Here is a 19,200-nt window from a genome sequence, read left to right as displayed (position 1 = left end):
GACATGAAACTCAACGATCTGCGTGACAAGCCAGGTTCGGTCAAAGAACGCAAGCGCGTTGGCCGTGGTATCGGCTCGGGCACCGGCAAGACCGCTGGCCGCGGCGTCAAGGGTCAGAAGTCCCGTTCGGGCGTCGCGATCAATGGCTTCGAAGGCGGCCAGATGCCAATCTACCGCCGTCTGCCGAAGCGCGGCTTCACCAACATCTTCGCAAAGAGCTTCAATGTAGTGTCGCTCGGCCGTGTTCAGGCCGCTATCGATGCAGGCAAGCTCGACGCCAAGGCTGTTGTGAACCTCGATTCGCTAAAGGCTGCCGGCGTGATTCGCCGCGCCAAGGACGGTGTTCGTATCCTTTCGGACGGCGAACTGAAGGCAAAGGTTGCCTTTGAGGTAGCCGGTGCTTCCAAGACTGCGGTCGAAAAGATCGAAAAGGCTGGCGGTAGCATCAAGCTTCCTGAAGCTGCTGCCGAATAAGGCTTCGATACAAAAATAAAAAGCGGCGGCCTTAGTGCCGCCGCTTGCACATTTATGCCAATGCGCATATCTGGGTAGGGTCTTTTTAGTCTCGGGGCGTGACCGGTGAGGATTGCGTAAACGAGGGCGGAGGACCGGAGACTTTTCACCGGAGAAATTTAATGGCATCGGCTGCTGAACAGCTAGTTTCCAATCTCAATTTTTCGGCTTTTTCGAAGGCAGAAGAACTCAAGAAGCGCATCTGGTTCACACTAGGTGCTTTGCTCGTATACCGGTTCGGCACCTATATTCCGCTTCCCGGCATCAATCCTGACGCGCTTGCGCAGGCTTTCCAGCAGCATAGCCAGGGTGTGCTCGGACTTTTCAACATGTTTGCCGGTGGCGCTGTCGGTCGTATGGCCATTTTTGCGCTCGGCATCATGCCCTACATCTCTGCTTCCATTATCGTGCAGCTCATGACGTCGGTTGTTCCGTCGCTTGAAGCGCTGAAGAAGGAAGGCGAGGCGGGTCGCAAGATCATCAATCAGTACACGCGTTATGGCACGGTGCTTCTGGCGCTTGTCCAAGCCTACGCGATTTCTGTCGGTTTGCAGTCTGGTAATGGAATCGTCACCAATCCGGGGCCGTTCTTCGTCGTTTCGTCGGTGATCACCCTCGTTGGCGGCACGATGTTCCTGATGTGGCTCGGCGAACAGATCACGGCACGTGGTATCGGTAACGGCATTTCGCTGATTATCTTCTCTGGCATCGTGGCTAACCTGCCGCATGCCATTTCCGGAACGCTGGAACTTGGTCGTACCGGTGCTCTGTCGACGGGCTTGATCCTGGGCGTTATCATTCTTGCCATCGTGCTGATTGCGGTCATTGTTTTCGTGGAGCGTGCACAGCGCCGCCTTCTGATCCAGTATCCGAAGCGTCAGGTCGGCAACCGCATGTTCCAGGGCGATACCTCTCATCTGCCGCTCAAGCTGAACACTGCTGGTGTTATCCCTCCGATCTTTGCTTCGTCGCTCCTGCTTTTGCCGGCGACTGTTGCAGGTTTCGCAAATACGGCTGAAATGCCGGCCTGGGGTACGACCATTCTCAATGCTCTCGGTCATGGTCAGCCGCTTTATATGCTGTTCTATGCCGGGTTGATGGCATTTTTCTGCTTCTTTTATACGGCCATCGTGTTCAATCCCAAGGATACCGCTGACCAGCTCAAGAAGCATTCCGGCTTTATTCCGGGCATTCGTCCGGGTGAGCGTACCGCCGAATACATAGACTATGTGCTGACACGTATCACTGTTGTCGGCGCCATCTATATCGTGCTTGTCTGTCTCCTGCCGGAATTCCTGATTTCCGCAACCGGTGTACCGTTCTATCTTGGTGGCACCTCGCTGCTGATCGTTGTGAGCGTGACGCTTGATACGGTTGCGCAAATTCAGGGACATCTGATCGCCCATCAGTATGAAGGGCTGATCAAGAAGTCCAAACTCAGAGGTGGGAAACGCAATAAATGAGACTGATACTTCTTGGGCCGCCCGGAGCAGGTAAGGGGACGCAGGCTGGACTTCTTACCAAGAAGCATGGAATTCCTCAGCTCTCGACCGGTGACATGCTGCGTGCAGCAGTCGCCCAGCAGAGCGAGATCGGGAAGCGCGCCAAGGCCGTGATGGATGCGGGGCAGCTGGTTTCCGACGAGATTGTAAACCAGATCGTATCGGAGCGTATCGATGCTCCGGATTGCTCGAACGGTTTCATCCTCGACGGCTACCCGCGCACGGTGCCGCAAGCCCAGGCTCTGGGAACGATGTTGGCGGGGAAGGGTCTGAAGCTCGATGCAGTCATCGAGCTGAAGGTCGATGAGAATGCCCTGGTCAAGCGGATGGAAAGCCGCGTGGCCGAAACGATTGCCAAGGGTGGTCAGGTCCGTTCGGACGACAATCCTGAAGCTTTCCGCAAGCGTCTCGTGGAATACCGCGAAAAGACCGCGCCGCTTTCCAGCTATTATGCCGGGACCGGTGAACTCCGCGTCATCAATGGTATGGCGCCGGTTGAAGAAGTCACTGCCGAAATCGAGAGAATTCTCGTTCCGGCATGAGAAATGAAGGGGCTTGAAAAAGTCTCATTCTGATACGGGCAGGGAAAGCGTGAAGCGTTTTCTGCCCGTTTATTGCTTCCAGAAGTTGATTGAATTGTCTGTAAGGTCGCTTTGATGGCTTTACGGACAGTTAAGAGTTGACTTTTTCGGGCGATTCCGTCAAAGACTGCGCCACTTCAACTGGTTTTGAATGGCAGGTAACGGCGGAAATCGAAAGAGGCCGGTACCGGTCGTTTATTGCTGTCTGGTTGATCGCATCTGCCAGATGGAATTTTTTATAACTCAAGGAGAACAGACGTGGCACGTATCGCTGGCGTCAACATCCCGACGAACAAGCGCGTTGTTATTGCGCTTCAGTACATCCACGGGATTGGACCGAAATTTGCTCGGGAAATCGTAACGAAAGTCGGCATTGCTGACGATCGCCGCGTTAACCAGCTGTCGGATGCTGAAGTCCTTCAGATCCGCGAAGCAATCGATGCTGAGTACCGGGTCGAAGGTGACCTGCGTCGTGAAGTTTCGATGAACATCAAGCGCCTGATGGACCTTGGCTGCTACCGCGGTCTGCGTCATCGTCGTTCGCTGCCGGTTCGCGGCCAGCGCACGCACACCAACGCACGTACCCGCAAGGGCCCGGCGAAGGCAATCGCAGGCAAGAAGAAGTAACCTCGACGGAGCGAATGTTCCGTCGGACCTTTCCGGTACGCCGGTTGGGTTTGATGCTGGTCCTTTCTTGAGGACCGGTGTAGCCGCTGGAATTACGGCGGTGTAGAGATCGATTGAAAGGACTGTCATGGCCAAGGAAGCCACGCGCGTTCGCCGTCGCGAGCGTAAAAACATCTCGTCGGGCGTAGCCCACGTAAATTCGACGTTCAACAACACCATGATCACCATCACGGATGCTCAGGGCAATGCGATTGCCTGGTCGTCTGCCGGTGCCCAGGGTTTCAAGGGTTCGCGTAAGTCGACCCCGTTTGCCGCTCAGATCGCTGCCGAAGATTGCGCCAAGAAGGCTCAGGAACACGGCATGCGCTCCCTCGAAGTCGAGGTTTGCGGACCGGGTTCTGGTCGTGAATCCGCGCTGCGCGCCCTTCAGGCTGCCGGCTTTGTGATCACGTCGATCCGCGATGTTACGCCGATCCCGCACAACGGCTGCCGTCCGCGCAAGAAGCGCCGGGTCTAATCCTCGTTCACATGCCGTATGAGCCTCGGGCTTTTCAAGTTCGGGGCTCCTCTGCGGTTTCTTCACTTGATCGCTACGATAGGATGGTAGCGACGAATGATAGAGGGATACTTACATGATCCAGAAGAACTGGCAGGAACTCATCAAGCCGAACAAGGTGGATTTCATCACCAACGGCTCCCGCACGCATGCAACCGTCGTTGCTGAACCGCTGGAACGCGGCTTCGGTCTGACGCTCGGCAATGCTCTGCGTCGCGTACTTCTGTCGTCGCTTCGCGGCGCTGCCGTGACCGCCATTCAGATCGATGGCGTTCTACATGAATTCTCTTCGATCCCTGGCGTCCGCGAAGACACCACGGATATCGTTCTGAACGTCAAGGAAATCGCCATCCGTATGGAAGGCGAGGGCCCGAAGCGCATGGTCGTCCGCAAGGAAGGCCCAGGCGTCGTTACGGCTGGCGACATTCAGACTGTCGGCGATGTCGAGATCCTCAATCCGGATCACGTCATCTGCACGCTGGATGAAGGCGCTGAAATCCGCATGGAATTCACCGTCAACACCGGTAAGGGCTATGTGCCTGCCGACCGCAACCGCGCAGAAGATGCACCAATCGGTCTTATCCCGGTTGACAGCCTCTACTCTCCGGTTCGCAAGGTGTCGTACAAGATCGAGAACACCCGTGAAGGTCAGGTTCTTGATTATGACAAGCTGACGCTGAACATCGAGACAAACGGCTCGGTTACGGGTGAAGACGCAGTGGCATATGCCGCTCGTATTCTCCAGGACCAGCTGGCGATCTTCGTCAACTTCGAAGAGCCTCAGAAGGAAGCCCCGCAGGAACAGGTTGCGGAACTGGCTTTCAATCCGGCTCTGCTCAAGAAGGTGGACGAACTCGAACTGTCTGTCCGTTCGGCAAACTGCCTGAAGAACGACAACATCGTCTACATCGGCGATCTGATCCAGAAGACGGAAGCCGAGATGCTGCGGACTCCGAATTTCGGCCGAAAGTCGCTCAACGAGATCAAGGAAGTTCTGGCGTCGATGGGTCTCCATCTCGGTATGGAAATCCCGTCCTGGCCGCCAGAGAACATCGAAGATCTCGCAAAGCGCTACGAAGACCAATATTAAGACCGGTAATATCCCGGCTAGAACTAATTAAGGAGAAGGCTCATGCGTCACGGTAACGGATACCGTAAGCTGAACCGCACTGCCTCGCACCGCAAGGCGATGTTCGCCAACATGGCTGCTTCGCTTATCGAACACGAGCAGATTGTGACGACGCTTCCGAAAGCTAAGGAAATTCGCCCGATCGTTGAAAAGCTTGTCACGCTCGGCAAGCGCGGCGATCTGCATGCCCGCCGTCAGGCTATCTCGGCTATTCGCGACGTTAAGCTCGTTGCAAAGCTGTTTGATACACTGGCTGCTCGTTATGCGACCCGCAACGGCGGCTATATCCGCATCATGAAGGCTGGCTTCCGCGCTGGCGACAATGCGCCTCTGGCGGTTGTTGAATTCGTGGAACGCGACGTCGATGCAAAGGGCAAGGCTGACCGCGCCCGCGTCGAAGCCGAACAAGCTGCTGAAGCAGAAGCAGCATAATCTGCTGGTTTCTGATTTTTTGAAAAAGGGCCGCCTTGTGCGGCCCTTTTTGTTTGCCCAATTTCTGTCTGGCAAAATTCGATTGACTGAAATTTGCACGGGCTCCAACTGCTCGTTTTAACGCGCAACTTCTCCGAAAACCGTTGCACACTTTTCGGGATGCACTCTAAGGTCACAATGTTGCCCTTTATCCTAGTCCTCAGTTGACTACATATGGACAACGAATCTCGTATCTTTCTTCGGAAGATGCGAGTGACCTCGGACAGCGCGGAGTATGTGCATGAATTGGCGACGTTTAGGTGTTTTTGGTCTTGTGCTGGCAATTGTCGGAACAGCAGTGCCGCAAACTATGGCGCAGGACGCCCCCGTGACGCCTCTGAAGCAGATACCACTCAGCCGTGCCGATATGCAGTTGTCCTTCGCTCCGCTTGTGAAGGAGACAATACCGGCCGTCGTGAATGTTTATGCCGCGCGTCAGGTTCAGGCACGTTCGCCGTTCGCCGGTGATCCGTTCTTTGAGCAGTTTTTCGGACGGCAGTTTGGGGAAAGTAAGCCACGTATCCAGCAGTCGCTTGGCTCCGGTGTGATTGTCGGCAGTTCAGGCATCGTCGTGACAAACAATCATGTCATCAAGGATGCGGATGAAATCAAGGTTGCCTTGTCGGACGGGCGCGAGTTTGAAAGCAAGCTGCTTCTCCGTGACGAAACCACAGATCTAGCAGTCCTCAAAATCGAAGCGAAGGACAAGTTTCCAGTTCTGGGTCTCGGTAATTCCGATGAAGTCGAAGTCGGCGATCTGGTGCTCGCGATCGGCAATCCGTTTGGGGTCGGACAGACGGTGACGAGCGGTATTGTGTCCGCGCAATCACGTACACAGGTTGGCATTTCCGATTTCGATTTCTTCATACAGACGGATGCGGCCATCAATCCGGGTAACTCCGGTGGTGCGTTGATCGACATGCGCGGGCGCCTGATCGGTATCAACACGGCGATCTATTCGCGCTCCGGTGGCTCCGTAGGGATTGGTTTTGCTATTCCATCCAATATGGTTCGTGCCGTTGTCGAAGCTGCACAGAATGGCAGCAAAAGTTTCGAGCGGCCTTATATCGGCGCGACGTTCCAGGGCGTGACCGCCGATCTGGCCGAAGGTCTTGGTATGGAAAAGCCCTATGGGGCTTTGATTACAGCAATTGCAAAGGGCGGCCCCGCAGAGGCGGCAGGCTTGAAGATTGGCGATGTGGTTCTGTCCGTTCAGGACGTTCGCGTCGATAATCAGGATGTGCTTGGTTACCGTCTGTCGACGGCCGGCATTGGTAACACCGTCTCGGTTGAAATCATGAGGGATGGAAAAAATCTAACCGTTCCCGTGAAGCTCTCCAAAGCGCCTGAAGTCAAGGAGACCGCGCCGCAAGTCATCAAGGGGGATAATCCTTTCGCCGGTGCTTCTGTGCTTGAGTTGACGCCTTCGACGGCCGCAAAACTGCGTCTCAAGCGCGATAGCCGAGGGGTGGCGGTTGTCGACGTCTATTCCGGTTCGCCAGCAGCGCGGCTTGGATTGCGTCCTGGTGACATTGTTCGCAGCATCAACGGGAACCCTATCCGCACCGTGAACGATTTGACTGCGATTCTGGATGCAGGGCGTGGTCTTGCCTGGCGGCTTGAGGTGGAACGCAACGGAACGTTGTTGCGCCAGTTCGTGCGTTAAAACTGCTGCTGATATATCGCCAAAAGTTGCATGCCGCTTCGGGTAGCATTATGCCTGAAGCGGCATTTAATTTATCGATCGAGCGGATGAAATGAGCGACCTTTTTTCAGCAGCGGCTGATCCCAATGCGGACCGCAACCGGCCGCTTGCTGATCGCCTGCGCCCAAAGCATTTGTCGGAAGTGACAGGCCAGGAGCATTTGACCGGTCCTGAAGGCGTGCTGACGCGCATGATTGCATCTGGTTCGCTCGGTTCCATGATCTTCTGGGGGCCGCCCGGTACCGGCAAGACGACCGTTGCCCGCCTGCTTGCCGGAGAAACCGACCTCGCTTTCGAACAGATTTCGGCGATCTTCTCCGGCGTTGCCGATCTCAAGAAGGTTTTCGAAGCTGCCCGTGCGCGGCGGATGTCTGGGCGACAGACACTGCTTTTCGTGGACGAAATTCATCGCTTCAATCGTGCACAGCAGGATTCGTTTCTGCCGGTCATGGAGGATGGCACAGTTATTCTGATCGGTGCCACGACGGAAAATCCATCTTTCGAACTCAATGCTGCTCTGCTGTCCCGGGCGAGGGTGCTGACTTTTCATCCGCATGATGGCGAGAGCATAGCAACGCTTCTGAACCGTGCCGAAGAACAGGAAGAACGCCCCTTGCCGCTGGACGATGAAGCGCGGGCAAGTCTTATTCGCATGGCCGATGGCGATGGGCGCGCCGCGCTGACGCTTGCCGAGGAAGTCTGGCGTGCGGTCCGTCCCGACGAAGTGTTTACTGCGGAGAAGTTGCAGGACGTGGTGCAGCGCCGCGCTCCGGTTTATGACAAGGGGCAGGACGGGCACTACAATCTGATTTCGGCACTGCATAAATCGGTGCGGGGATCTGACCCCGATGCTGCGCTCTACTATCTTTCCCGAATGTTTGATGCGGGCGAAGACCCATTATATCTCGGGCGACGGCTTGTGCGCATGGCGGTGGAAGATATCGGCCTTGCCGATCCGCAGGCATTGGCCATCTGCAATGCTGCGAAGGATGCATATGACTATCTAGGCTCGCCCGAAGGCGAGCTGGCGTTGGCACAGGCCTGTGTTTATCTTGCGACTGCTCCAAAATCGAACGCGGTCTATGTCGCCTATAAAGCTTCAATGCGCGCGGCCAAGGAAAACGGTTCACTTCTGCCACCCAAGCATATTCTCAACGCTCCGACCAAGCTCATGAAGAATGAGGGCTATGGCGACGGCTACGCCTATGACCATGATCAGCCGGACGCTTTTTCAGGGCAGGACTATTTTCCGGAAAGCATGGGCAGGCAGAAATTCTATGATCCGCCGGAGCGAGGTTTTGAGCGGGATATCCGCAAGCGCCTGGAGTATTGGGCGCGTTTGCGACAGGAACGTCAGGGACGGCGCTGACGCTTATACCCGTAGTTATCCACATTCATCCACAGTTTGAGCCGCTGCCGCACTGTCAGCGGCTTTTGCTTTGCGTCTTCACGCGGGTTTGATGGCATTGGGAACAGGCAACCTGTCGTTAGAAAGGTCTTCTTAATCTTTACATTTTATCAATCTTTGCAAAGAGACGAGGTTTACCATGATGCGCGTTTTGTTTCTCGTCGCGCTCGTGATCCTAGGAGGCTGCGCGACCGCCCCACGGCAGGTCAATAATGTGTGTGCGGTCTTCGATCAACGCGACGGTTGGTTCAATAACTGGCAGACAGCTGCAACCCGGGTTTCGCGGGAGTTCGGTGTCCCGGTTCCGGTTCTGATGGCCACGATCTATACCGAATCCGGGTTCCAGCCCTATGCGCGACCTCCGCGCACCAAGATTCTCTGGATTATTCCATGGAAACGGGCTTCGAGCGCCTATGGTTATTCGCAAGCACTGAACGGTACCTGGGACCGCTATAAGCGGGAAACAGGCCGCTGGACTGCGTCGCGTACCAATTTTGCGGACGCGATCCATTTTATCGGCTGGTATCACCATCAAAGCTATCAGAAGAACGGCATCAATCGTGCCGATGCCTATAGCCTTTATCTCGCCTACTATTCTGGTCACGGCGGTTACGCGCGGGGTGTCTGGCGCGGGAATGCGACAGCACTCAATGGCGCTAAACGTGCCCAGTCGATGGCCAATCGCTATGCCGCGCAGTTGCGCAGTTGCGGGGGCTTCAGTTAAAAAGCGAAAGGCCGGATTCAAACTCGCATTTGAGACACCATCCGGCCTTAATCGCTACTATCATGCGAGCGGATTCGCTAATTGAGGATAACCATTTCATGCTGAAGAAGACCGGTATTGCCCTTTTCGCCGCCACATTTCTGGCAGGCTGCACCACCGATCCCTATACCGGGGACCAGAAAATGTCGAACACTGCAGGCGGCGCGGCGCTCGGCGCGGCTGTCGGTGCTTTAGGCGGCCTGATGGTCGGTGGTTCCAGCCGCGCGCAGCGTAATGCCGTGCTGATCGGCGCCGGTATCGGTGCGCTCGGCGGCGGCGCAATCGGCAATTACATGGATCGTCAGGAAAACGAGCTTCGCGCGCAGTTGCAGGGCACTGGCGTGTCTGTGACCCGTAATGGCGATCAGATTATCCTGAATATGCCTTCCAGCATCACTTTCGATACCGATCAGGATCAGGTGAAGAGCCAGTTCTATCCGACGCTTAATTCGGTGGCGATTGTGCTCCGCAAATTCAACCAGACGCTTGTGGACGTTTATGGCCACACCGATTCGACCGGTAGCGCGAGCCACAATCAGGCTCTCTCGCAGCGTCGTGCCGCCTCGGTTGCAAGCTATCTCGGTTCGCAGGGCATCGACCCGCGCCGCTTTGCAATTATCGGCTATGGCGCGAGCCAGCCGGTTGCGACCAATGCAACACCGGAAGGGCGCGCGCAGAACCGTCGGGTGGAAATCCAGATTTCGCCGCTTCGCGCCGCAAGCTGATTCCCTTCACGGGTTGAGAACCTTCAAACAACGCAGTCCTTCGAAAGAAGGGCTGCGTTTTTCTTTGCCGAGCCGAATCGTCAAACCGGCAGTTTGGTTTGAATTAAGTTAATTCGTGGATAGTTCTTTTATTTTCGCAATCGCTGATGTTAGAGAACGATCATGGAACAAAAATACGGAACCGTTTATAATCAATGATTTAGCATCATTGCCAAATAAGAACAAAACGGATACAAATAGATCGTGGCAACGAGCCTGCCGGGCTTCTAGCGAGACAAGAGGATGGTGTAAGATGTCTCAGAATTCATTGCGACTTGTTGAGGAAAATTCAGTGGACAAGACTAAGGCTCTCGATGCGGCATTGTCGCAGATCGAAAGGGCGTTCGGCAAAGGCTCGATCATGCGCCTTGGCCAGAACGATCAGGTAGTCGAGATCGAAACCGTATCGACCGGATCGCTCTCGCTGGACATCGCGCTCGGCGTTGGTGGCTTGCCCAAGGGACGTATTGTCGAGATTTATGGGCCGGAAAGCTCGGGTAAGACGACACTTGCATTGCATACGATCGCGGAAGCGCAGAAGAAGGGCGGTATCTGTGCATTCGTTGACGCGGAACATGCTCTTGATCCGGTCTATGCACGCAAGCTGGGGGTCGATCTTGAGAACCTGCTGATTTCGCAGCCAGATACGGGTGAGCAGGCGCTTGAAATCACCGATACGCTTGTGCGCTCGGGCGCTATCGACGTTCTGGTTATCGACTCCGTCGCAGCCTTGACGCCGCGCGCGGAAATCGAAGGTGAAATGGGTGATTCCCTGCCTGGTCTGCAGGCGCGTCTCATGAGCCAGGCACTTCGTAAGCTTACCGCGTCGATCTCTCGTTCGAACTGCATGGTGATCTTCATCAACCAGATCCGCATGAAGATCGGTGTGATGTTCGGGTCGCCGGAAACCACGACGGGCGGTAATGCCCTCAAGTTCTATGCTTCGGTTCGTCTCGACATTCGCCGTATCGGCTCGATCAAGGAGCGTGATGAAGTCGTTGGCAACCAGACCCGCGTGAAGGTCGTCAAAAACAAGCTTGCACCTCCTTTCAAACAGGTCGAATTCGACATCATGTATGGGGCTGGTGTTTCCAAGACCGGTGAATTGGTCGATCTTGGCGTGAAAGCCGGTGTTGTCGAGAAATCCGGTGCGTGGTTCTCGTATAACTCCCAGCGGTTGGGACAGGGCCGTGAAAATGCCAAGCAGTATCTCAGGGATAATCCGGAGACAGCCCGTGAGATCGAGACGACACTTCGTCAGAATGCCGGACTGATTGCCGAACAGTTCCTGGAAGATGGTGGACCTGAGGATGATGCAGGCGATGCTGCGGAAATGTAGGGTCGTCTACATCTGATGAATTATCGAAGCCCCGTGCAAATCGCATGGGGCTTTGTTTCATGGTGATAGACTTTTGCGAAGCGAATAGTGCCGATTTTATCGTCTTCCAGCAGAAATTGCTTTTATGGCGCAGCGTACTTATCTGGACAGAAAAGCAAGGCACCGTTAAAAGCGGTCAACCGAAAACTCCACTTCACGTCTTAGTAGTGCGGGAGCGCCTCGGGTCTTCGACGATCGTTGACGGCTGTGGGAGTTTGAACAGGATAATTGATGCAGCTTTTTGCAATGCTGTATCCGTGCAGGGCAGAAAAGCCCAAGGGTGACTTATGGCTGGCGTCAACGAGATAAGGTCCACATTCCTCGATTATTATCGCAAGAACGGGCATGAGGTCGTTTCATCGAGCCCGCTTGTTCCGCGCAACGATCCAACGCTTATGTTCACCAATGCGGGCATGGTGCAGTTCAAGAATGTTTTTACTGGTCTTGAACACCGCTCCTATAATCGTGCCACCACTTCCCAGAAATGTGTTCGGGCCGGTGGCAAGCACAACGATCTGGACAATGTCGGCTACACCGCCCGTCATCATACTTTCTTTGAAATGCTCGGCAATTTTTCGTTTGGTGACTATTTCAAGGAAGAGGCTATCAGCTTCGCCTGGAACCTGATCACGAAGGAATTCGGCCTGCCGAAGGACAAGCTGCTCGTCACCGTTTATCACACGGACGACGATGCTGCGAATTACTGGAAAAAGATCGCCGGTCTTTCCGACGACCGCATTATCCGCATTGCCACCAGTGATAATTTCTGGGCCATGGGCGACACGGGGCCATGCGGTCCATGTTCCGAAATCTTCTTCGACCACGGCGACCACATCTGGGGCGGACCTCCCGGATCGGCCGACGAAGACGGTGACCGTTTCATTGAAATCTGGAATCTTGTTTTCATGCAGTTCGAGCAGATCACGCCCGAACAGCGCATCGACCTGCCGCGTCCATCCATTGACACCGGCATGGGGCTGGAGCGCGTCGCTGCCGTTCTGCAGGGCGTACATGACAATTACGATATAGATCTTTTCAAGGCATTGATCCGCGCTTCGGAAGAGGCAACCGGGGTAAAAGCCGATGGTGAATTCCGCGCTAGCCATCGCGTCATTGCCGACCATCTGCGTGCTTCGAGCTTCCTGATTGCCGATGGCGTCCTGCCGTCCAATGAAGGTCGTGGTTATGTGCTGCGCCGCATCATGCGCCGCGCAATGCGTCATGCGCAGCTCTTGGGCGCGAAAGAGCCGTTGATGTGGCGTCTGCTGCCGGCCCTGATCCGCGAAATGGGACAGGCCTATCCGGAACTGATCCGTGCGGACGCTCTGATCTCCGAAACGCTCAAGCTCGAGGAAACCCGTTTCCGCAAGACGCTGGATCGTGGCCTTGGTCTGCTGTCGGACGCAACGGAAAGCCTGGTTGAAGGTGACCGTCTCGACGGAGAAACCGCTTTCAAGCTTTACGATACTTATGGCTTCCCTCTTGATCTGACGCAGGACGCGCTCCGTCAACGCGGTATCGCCGTCGATACTGAGGGCTTCAGTGCCGCTATGGAACGCCAGAAGGCCGAAGCGCGCGCCAACTGGGCTGGCTCCGGCGAAGCTGCTACGGAAACGATCTGGTTCGGTATCAAGGACAAGGTTGGGGCAACTGAATTTCTTGGATATGAGACGGAGATTGCCGAAGGCGTTATCACGGCGCTTATTCGCGACGGTGCGGAAGTGCAGTCCATTGCTGAAGGCGATGCTGTTTCGGTCGTGGTCAACCAGACCCCGTTCTATGGAGAATCCGGCGGCCAGCAGGGCGATACCGGGACGATCTCTGGTGAAGGTTTTGATATCGCCATCAAGGATACCCAGAAGAAGGGCGAGGGCGTTTTCGTTCACATCGGCGAAGTTACCAAGGGCGCTGCGAAGACCGGCGATGCCGTTGAGCTAAAAGTGAATTCGGTGCGCCGCACGCGTATTCGCTCCAACCACTCGGCGACGCATCTTCTGCATGAAGCCCTGCGCGAAACGCTCGGCAACCATGTAGCCCAGAAGGGCTCGCTCGTTGCACCGGATCGTCTGCGTTTCGACTTTTCGCATCCGAAACCGATTTCGGCTGAAGAGCTGGCGCAGGTTGAAAGCCTCGCCAACGAAATTATTTTGCAGAACGCTCCAGTCAGCACGCGTCTGATGGCCGTGGATGATGCCATTGCCGAAGGCGCGATGGCACTGTTCGGTGAAAAATACGGCGATGAAGTTCGTGTTGTTTCCATGGGGACCGCCAAGCACGGTCCAAAGGAAGGCAAGATTTATTCGGTTGAGCTTTGTGGTGGCACACACGTGCGCCAGACCGGCGATATCGGTCTCGTTCGTATCGTTTCGGAAGGCGCGGTTGCAGCAGGCGTTCGTCGTATGGAAGCGTTGACCGGTGAGGCAGCGCGTCTATACCTCGAAGAACAAGATGAACGCGTAAAAGCAATCGCCGGTGCACTGAAGACGACACCGTCTGAAGCGCTGGAACGCGTCAATGTGCTGCTTGATGAACGCAAGAAGCTGGAGCGTGAACTTGCCGATGCCCGCAAGAAGCTTGCGCTTGGCGGTGGTTCAGCCGATGGCGGCAGTGCCGTCGAGGCCGTGAACGGTGTCAATTTCCTTGGCAAGATCGTGACCGGCGTTTCTCCGCGTGACCTGAAGCCGCTTGCCGATGAAGGCAAGAAGCAGGTTGGTTCCGGTGTTGTGCTGTTTATCGGTGTAGGTGAAGATGACAAGGCGAGCGCTGTAGCTGCGGTTACTGAAGATCTGGTCGGTCGCTTCAGCGCGGTTGATCTGGTTCGCGCTGCTTCCGCAGCCCTTGGCGGCGCAGGCGGTGGCGGTCGTCCGGACATGGCGCAGGCTGGTGGCCCGGATGGTGGAAAGGCAGCTGACGCAATCGCTGCCGTAAAAGCTCTTCTCGGTTAATACCGAACACAGAAATAAAAAAAAGCCGGGTTTTGCCCGGCTTTTTCTTATGCGGCATGTGCTGCGCGGCTATCGTCTGGGGCTTCTATACGTTCGTCCAGGCCATAGTCACGCATGACGCTGGCCACACGTAAACGATAGTTTTCGAAAACTCCGCTCCGACCCTGCTCCTGTGCCAACCGATGCGAGGGCAAATTGCGCCATTCGCGTACGGCTTCTTCGTCGCGCCAGAAAGAGAGTGAGAGTAGCTTGTCCGGATCGGCCAGGCTCTGAAACCGCTCGATCGACAAAAAGCCGTCAATCTTGGAAAGGTCTTCGCGCAGGCTCGCGGCAATATCGAGATATTGCCCGCGCCTGTCGTCATCGGCGGGCCAGACTTCAAATATGACAGCAATCATGGCTGGATGAACTCCCCATGCGGTGCGGATTGCAATTTGAGGAAGATGCGGTCCTCGGATCGGATGAACTGCTCCCGACGCGCAAATTCATAATTGGTGCGGCCCATGGGGTCGGCGGCAAGCCGCGCCCGGTATGCTTCGTATGTGGCCAGACTGTCGATTGAGTAGACGCCGTATGCTGTCGTCGATGACCCTTCATGCGGCCCGAAATAACCAATAAGGTTAGCGCCGCAGCGTGGAATGGCCTGTCCCCAGTTACGTGCATATTCTGCAAAGGCGTCTGCTTTGAACGGGTCGATCTGATAGCGGATGAAACAGGTAATCATGCGTGTCTCCTTCAATGCACGGCTTCGATGGTGACAATGTAGCAATTGAAATCTTCCCATAGTTCGGTTACCATCGAAGTATGAAAGATGGTCCGATCATAGCTTCCGTTGCCGCACTCCTTGGAGATCCCGCACGGGCAAATATGCTCACAGCATTGATGGATGGTCGCGCTCTGACGGTCAGTGAACTTGCATCGGCTGCGGGCGTGACGCTCCAAACAGCGAGCGGCCATCTTGCAAAGCTTGATGCAGCGAAGCTGCTGGTCGCCGAGAAGCAGGGGCGGCATCGTTATTTCCGGCTGTCAGGAACGGATGTGGCCCAGGTTCTGGAGGGCCTCATGGGGCTTGCGCAACGCACTGGTGCTGTGCGGGTGCGGACTGGCCCGAAAGATCAGGCGCTGCGCAAGGCGCGTATCTGTTACGACCATCTGGCCGGTGAACGTGGCGTGGAGATGCTTGATGCCTCACATAGGCTTGGGCTGATCGTCGATGATGGTGAGCCGATGCTGACAGAAAAAGGTAAATCGTTCTTCAGTTGCCTTGGTGTGGATGTGACGACTCTGGAGCAGGGCAAGCGCCCGGTCTGCCGTCACTGTCTTGACTGGAGTGAGCGCCGCAACCATTTGGGCGGAGCGCTTGGCGCGGCGCTGTTGAACCACTTCATTTCTAAAGGCTGGGCGCGCCGGGATGAGGGGCGCGTCATTGCCTTCTCACCCAAAGGTGTGCAGGCATTCTCGCGCGCATTTCAGCTGGCGGGCCAGATAGCATGATCTGAAACAGCCAGTTTTAATGCTGTGTGGCGGCAGCGGCTGCTTCGTCCAACTCTGTGGCCCGTTTCATCGCGGGGCGATCCTTTAGTCGGTCCCAATAAGCGACAAATGCTCCTCTGGCGGGCAAAGTGCCGAAACGAAGGCCCCAACCAATGTGCGAACCGACATAGACGTCAGCGGCGGTGAAGCGGTCACCGGTGATGTAAGGATGATGCGAAACCGCTTTCTCCAACGTGTTCACCACTGTATCGTAATTGCCGTAGCCGACCATTCCCTGCTTGTCTGTGGGTATTTCAAAACCGAGGGCATGATTGGACAAAGCGGCTTCCACAGGACCAGACGTAAAGAACAGCCAGCGGAAGAAATCCGCACGCTCGTTGGGATGCGGTGCCAGGCCAGCTTCAGGAAATGTTGTTGCCAGATAGGCGCAGATCGCAGCCACTTCTGTTACGACCGCATCGCCGTGACGCAGAGCGGGAACTTTTCCCATCGGGTTGATTGTGCAGTAGTCGGGGCCCTTCATCGGCGGGCCGAAATCCAGTATTTCCACATCATAGGGTTTGCCGATCTCTTCCAGCATCCAGCGCGCAATGCGTCCGCGCGACATCGGGTTGGTATAGAGCTTCAACTCAGCCATTTCATCCTCCCTGTAAGGGGTGTCAGGATGCGCTTTTTCCCTTGAAAAAGAAATGAAAAAACCCGGCAGCGATGCTGCCGGGTTTTCTATAACGACGATAAGGTCGAATGTTTTATCAGGCGGCCATCGCCTTCTGAAGGTTCTCGTCGATTTTGTCGAGGAAGCCAGTGGTCGAGAGCCAAGGCTGATCCGGGCCGATTAGCAGCGCCAGATCCTTGGTCATGAAGCCGCTTTCGACGGTGTCCACGCAGACCTTTTCCAGCGTATCGGCAAAACGCTTCAGCTCGGTGTTGTCGTCGAGCTTGGCGCGGTGAGCGAGACCGCGGGTCCACGCAAAAATCGAAGCGATTGAGTTGGTCGAGGTTTCCTCGCCCTTCTGATGCTGGCGGTAGTGACGGGTCACAGTGCCGTGTGCAGCTTCAGCTTCAACGGTCTTGCCATCCGGCGTCATCAGAACGGAGGTCATCAGGCCGAGCGAACCGAAGCCCTGAGCCACGATATCCGACTGAACGTCGCCGTCGTAATTCTTACAAGCCCAGACGTAGCCACCAGACCACTTCAGCGCCGAAGCAACCATGTCGTCGATCAGGCGATGTTCGTACCAGATCTTGGCTTCCTTGAACTTGTCTGCGAATTCAGCCTGATAGACTTCTTCGAAGATGTCCTTGAAGCGACCGTCATAGGCCTTGAGAATGGTGTTTTTGGTCGAGAGGTAGACCGGGTAATTGCGCTGCAGGCCGTAGTTCAGCGAGGCGCGCGCAAATTCACGGATCGATTCGTCGAGGTTGTACATGGCCATTGCCACGCCAGCAGCAGGAGCCTGATAGACTTCGTGCTCAATGGTTTCACCATCTTCACCGACGAACTTGATCGACAGGGTGCCCTTGCCGGGGAACTTGAAATCGGTCGCGCGGTACTGGTCGCCAAAAGCATGACGGCCAACGATGATCGGCTGGGTCCAGCCCGGAACCAGGCGCGGAACGTTCTTGCAGATGATCGGCTCACGGAAGATCACGCCGCCGAGGATGTTACGGATGGTGCCGTTTGGCGACTTCCACATCTTCTTGAGCTTGAATTCTTCAACGCGGGCTTCGTCCGGCGTAATGGTTGCGCATTTTACGCCGACGCCGTGTTCCTTGATGGCATTTGCAGCATCAATGGTAACCTGGTCATTGGTAGCATCGCGGTGTTCGACCGACAGATCGTAATATTTCAGATCGATGTCGAGGTAAGGATGGATAAGCTTGTCCTTGATGAACTGCCAGATAATGCGGGTCATCTCGTCGCCGTCGAGTTCGACGACCGGGTTCGCAACCTTGATTTTTGCCATGGATGAAGCCTCTTTTTCAATGCGTCGCGCCCGTATAGCACTCGCGACGGATAAGGCAAAGCTTAAGAGGCTTATTCTTTGGCCTACACAGCGTTTAGATGGTCAAAATTTCGGGATAGATTTACGAAAAGCGCGAGACGGCTTTTGGATCGGATCAATCACGCCGCACGATGCTCTGCGTGATCGTCTTCGCGGGATTGCTCCCACGAGGATTGCCGCTGGCGATAGTTTGCCTGCTCCCTGACAAGAATGGCATCAGCATCCAGCGTGGAGATGGCAGTTGATCTTTCTGTAGGAACCAGACCGTTCAGTTGAAGGGAAAGATAGCGCCCGCAGCAGACCCGCAGAAACGACGCGAAATTGTCGAGGTCATGCCCCTCATTCCGGGATTCATCGTAAAGTTTGCCGATAAGGCGGCTGACCGTAAGGTCATCGCGCACAGCGATATCTTCCAGAGCCCACCAGAAAAAATTTTCAAGCCGAACGCTTGTCACGACGCCGCCGATACGCAGCGAACGCGTCACACTTGACCAGAGTTCAGGATCGGCACCGATGAACAGCCTGCACATGATTTCCTCCGGGTTGCTCTCCCAAACCAATTTCGCGCAGTTTTGCCTTGCCTGCAACCATGTTGGAAAACAGGCAAGGCGTTGTGATCAGCTATGCGTGATCCTGGTACCGAGAACGGCGAGGAACTGCGACAGCCATGCCGGATGGGCAGGCCATGCGGGCGACGTGACAAGGTTTCCGTCTGTCACAGCCTGATCGACCGGGATATCGGCATATGTGCCTCCGGCAAGTTCAACTTCTGGGCGGCACGCCGGATAGGCTGAACAGGTGCGACCTTCCAGAACACGCGCTGCAGCTAGCAACTGTGCACCATGGCAGACCGCTGCAACAGGCTTTTTCGCTTCGAAGAAATGCTTCACCATCGCGATAACCTTGTCGTCGAGACGCAGATATTCTGGCGCCCGGCCACCTGGAATGACCAGAGCGTCATAGCTCTCCGGCTTTACGTCGGCGAATGTCGCGTTGAGAGCGAAGTTATGGCCCGGCTTTTCCGTATAGGTCTGGTGGCCTTCGAAGTCGTGAATGGCTGTCGCGATATGATCGCCAGCTTTCTTGCCGGGGCAGACGGCATGAACCGTGTGACCGACGGTCAGCAATGTCTGGAATGGGACCATGGTTTCATAGTCCTCACCAAAGTCGCCGCAAAGCATGAGTATCTTCTTACCGGACATGGTTTCCTCCCTTGATCCTGTATCTGGTGGAAATAGTCTGGCATGAATGGGCGGCAAATAGGTGTTATCGGGCTACTACACAGGCTTTTCCCGCAAACACGTAAGGGGAATCTTTGCGATTTGGCGTCAATTATGTAAGGGAAATGCCACGATACG

The 19,200-nt window shown here is 55.5% G+C and carries 20 protein-coding genes; 14 read left to right on the top strand and 6 right to left on the bottom strand.

Going from position 1 to position 19,200, the window contains the following annotated elements; genetic code table 11:
• The first annotated feature begins 3 nt into the window (after positions 1-3).
• The 13 genes from rplO to alaS all read left to right on the top strand — a co-directional run bounded on the left by rplO (position 4) and on the right by alaS (position 14,342).
• The gene (gene rplO, locus CQZ93_RS07795) at positions 4-474 is read left to right on the top strand and encodes a 50S ribosomal protein L15 (protein ID WP_105542078.1); all 471 of its coding nucleotides are present in this window, start codon (positions 4-6) and stop codon (positions 472-474) included.
• 161 nt (positions 475-635) lie between these two features.
• On the top strand, positions 636-1,976 hold the full coding sequence (gene secY, locus CQZ93_RS07790; RefSeq protein ID WP_105542077.1) for a preprotein translocase subunit SecY: 1,341 nt from the start codon (positions 636-638) through the stop codon (positions 1,974-1,976).
• Positions 1,973-2,557, top strand: coding sequence for an adenylate kinase (locus CQZ93_RS07785; RefSeq protein ID WP_105542076.1), 585 nt, complete (start codon positions 1,973-1,975; stop codon positions 2,555-2,557). Before secY ends, CQZ93_RS07785 begins: the two co-directional genes overlap by 4 nt.
• Before the next feature lie 297 nt (positions 2,558-2,854).
• Positions 2,855-3,223 (top strand): 30S ribosomal protein S13, encoded by a 369-nt coding sequence (gene rpsM, locus CQZ93_RS07780; RefSeq protein ID WP_105542075.1) that lies wholly within the window; start codon positions 2,855-2,857, stop codon positions 3,221-3,223.
• Between the two features lie 127 nt (positions 3,224-3,350).
• The gene (rpsK, locus tag CQZ93_RS07775; RefSeq protein ID WP_002964339.1) at positions 3,351-3,740 is read left to right on the top strand and encodes a 30S ribosomal protein S11; all 390 of its coding nucleotides are present in this window, start codon (positions 3,351-3,353) and stop codon (positions 3,738-3,740) included.
• Positions 3,741-3,855: 115 nt separating this feature from the next.
• Complete coding sequence (locus CQZ93_RS07770) at positions 3,856-4,869, top strand: DNA-directed RNA polymerase subunit alpha (RefSeq protein WP_105542074.1); 1,014 nt, start codon at positions 3,856-3,858, stop codon at positions 4,867-4,869.
• A 42-nt stretch (positions 4,870-4,911) separates the two neighbouring features.
• Complete coding sequence (gene rplQ / locus CQZ93_RS07765; RefSeq protein WP_105542073.1) at positions 4,912-5,340, top strand: 50S ribosomal protein L17; 429 nt, start codon at positions 4,912-4,914, stop codon at positions 5,338-5,340.
• Between the two features lie 280 nt (positions 5,341-5,620).
• Positions 5,621-7,045, top strand: a complete 1,425-nt coding sequence (locus CQZ93_RS07760) for a DegQ family serine endoprotease (protein WP_105542072.1) — start codon at positions 5,621-5,623, stop codon at positions 7,043-7,045.
• 91 nt (positions 7,046-7,136) lie between these two features.
• Complete coding sequence (locus tag CQZ93_RS07755) at positions 7,137-8,453, top strand: replication-associated recombination protein A (RefSeq protein ID WP_105542071.1); 1,317 nt, start codon at positions 7,137-7,139, stop codon at positions 8,451-8,453.
• A 178-nt stretch (positions 8,454-8,631) separates the two neighbouring features.
• A complete protein-coding gene (locus CQZ93_RS07750) occupies positions 8,632-9,216 on the top strand; it encodes a transglycosylase SLT domain-containing protein (protein ID WP_105542070.1) in 585 nt (194 codons plus the stop codon).
• A 98-nt stretch (positions 9,217-9,314) separates the two neighbouring features.
• Complete coding sequence (locus tag CQZ93_RS07745) at positions 9,315-9,980, top strand: YiaD family glycine zipper/OmpA-like lipoprotein (RefSeq protein ID WP_105542069.1); 666 nt, start codon at positions 9,315-9,317, stop codon at positions 9,978-9,980.
• A 292-nt stretch (positions 9,981-10,272) separates the two neighbouring features.
• Positions 10,273-11,358: a recombinase RecA gene (gene recA, locus CQZ93_RS07740; protein ID WP_105542068.1), complete on the top strand. Its 1,086-nt coding sequence runs from the start codon at positions 10,273-10,275 to the stop codon at positions 11,356-11,358.
• Between the two features lie 326 nt (positions 11,359-11,684).
• On the top strand, positions 11,685-14,342 hold the full coding sequence (gene alaS, locus CQZ93_RS07730) for an alanine--tRNA ligase (protein WP_105542066.1): 2,658 nt from the start codon (positions 11,685-11,687) through the stop codon (positions 14,340-14,342).
• Positions 14,343-14,389: 47 nt separating this feature from the next.
• On the opposite strand, the gene CQZ93_RS07725 is transcribed toward alaS, so the two are convergent.
• On the bottom strand, positions 14,390-14,740 hold the full coding sequence (locus CQZ93_RS07725; protein WP_105542065.1) for an antibiotic biosynthesis monooxygenase family protein: 351 nt from the start codon (positions 14,738-14,740) through the stop codon (positions 14,390-14,392).
• Complete coding sequence (locus CQZ93_RS07720; protein WP_105542064.1) at positions 14,737-15,066, bottom strand: NIPSNAP family protein; 330 nt, start codon at positions 15,064-15,066, stop codon at positions 14,737-14,739. Before CQZ93_RS07720 ends, CQZ93_RS07725 begins: the two co-directional genes overlap by 4 nt.
• An 80-nt stretch (positions 15,067-15,146) precedes the next feature.
• On the opposite strand from CQZ93_RS07720, the gene CQZ93_RS07715 reads away from it, so the two are divergent.
• On the top strand, positions 15,147-15,836 hold the full coding sequence (locus CQZ93_RS07715) for an ArsR/SmtB family transcription factor (protein ID WP_105542063.1): 690 nt from the start codon (positions 15,147-15,149) through the stop codon (positions 15,834-15,836).
• A gap of 16 nt (positions 15,837-15,852) precedes the next feature.
• Here CQZ93_RS07715 and CQZ93_RS07710 read toward each other — a convergent pair whose 3' ends face one another.
• From CQZ93_RS07710 to CQZ93_RS07695, 4 genes are all read right to left on the bottom strand, one after another.
• Complete coding sequence (locus CQZ93_RS07710; RefSeq protein ID WP_105542062.1) at positions 15,853-16,473, bottom strand: glutathione S-transferase family protein; 621 nt, start codon at positions 16,471-16,473, stop codon at positions 15,853-15,855.
• Between the two features lie 115 nt (positions 16,474-16,588).
• Positions 16,589-17,803 (bottom strand): NADP-dependent isocitrate dehydrogenase, encoded by a 1,215-nt coding sequence (locus CQZ93_RS07705; protein ID WP_105542061.1) that lies wholly within the window; start codon positions 17,801-17,803, stop codon positions 16,589-16,591.
• Positions 17,804-17,961: 158 nt separating this feature from the next.
• Positions 17,962-18,372 carry a ribbon-helix-helix domain-containing protein gene (locus tag CQZ93_RS07700; RefSeq protein ID WP_105542060.1) on the bottom strand — a complete coding sequence of 137 codons (411 nt, stop codon included), beginning with the start codon at positions 18,370-18,372 and terminating at the stop codon, positions 17,962-17,964.
• Between the two features lie 87 nt (positions 18,373-18,459).
• Positions 18,460-19,044 carry a DJ-1/PfpI family protein gene (locus CQZ93_RS07695; RefSeq protein ID WP_105542059.1) on the bottom strand — a complete coding sequence of 195 codons (585 nt, stop codon included), beginning with the start codon at positions 19,042-19,044 and terminating at the stop codon, positions 18,460-18,462.
• Between the last annotated feature and the right edge of the window lie 156 nt (positions 19,045-19,200).

The organism is Ochrobactrum vermis (assembly GCF_002975205.1).
GTDB lineage: Bacteria > Pseudomonadota > Alphaproteobacteria > Rhizobiales > Rhizobiaceae > Brucella > Brucella vermis.
This window is presented reverse-complemented; position numbering and strand designations above follow the sequence as displayed.